Source organism: Bacillus fungorum (assembly GCF_002746455.1).
GTDB lineage: Bacteria > Bacillota > Bacilli > Bacillales > Bacillaceae_G > Bacillus_A > Bacillus_A fungorum.
This window is the reverse complement of the sequence record NZ_NWUW01000169.1, coordinates 1-512: the sequence shown is the minus strand read 5'-3', so window position 1 is coordinate 512 and position 512 is coordinate 1. Positions and strand designations below refer to the sequence as shown.

At 36.9% G+C, this 512-nt stretch carries 1 protein-coding gene and 1 pseudogene; both read right to left on the bottom strand.

Features of this window, described 5'->3' with window-relative positions; all coding sequences use genetic code 11:
- Positions 1–291 (bottom strand): annotated as a pseudogene (locus CO726_RS31305) (DUF418 domain-containing protein); the annotation flags it as partial.
- Between the two features lie 39 nt (positions 292–330).
- On the bottom strand, positions 331–512 hold a 182-nt coding region (locus CO726_RS31300; protein ID WP_136699928.1), incomplete at its 5' end, for a YbbN family protein.

Here is a 512-nt window from a genome sequence, read left to right as displayed (position 1 = left end):
TAGTAAGATACACAATCTACGGCTAAACAGCTTATACATAGAATAGCCTTTTGCTTCAGCATTTTTTATAAAGATATAAAACCCTACTCCAAATAAGAACGCAAAAATAGTATAGAATTTTGCCTGTATAAACAAATCTATCAAAAAACGAATCACTTTATCTGTACCGGAGTAACCCGCTTGATTAAAGGGATCTAGTCCCGTCATAGTAGGTAGATTAGCAAATAGGATACATAGTATGGCTATACCCCTTATTATGTCTAAAGAATAAATACGGGCGTTTTGTTGCATGTAAATTCCCCTTTCTCACAAAGAAAAACGAGCACTATATTAACTAGCGCTCGAATTACGTCTCGCAAAGAATCCATCATATGTAGCAGCTGACACTGCTCCTTCTAGACGTTCAACTTCTTCACCTCTGTTATAAGCTACAACAACTGGAGTACCTGGAATGTCGAACTCTTGAAAGGCGCTTTGATTTTCTGGTGTAGAGATATCAATACGATAGATGG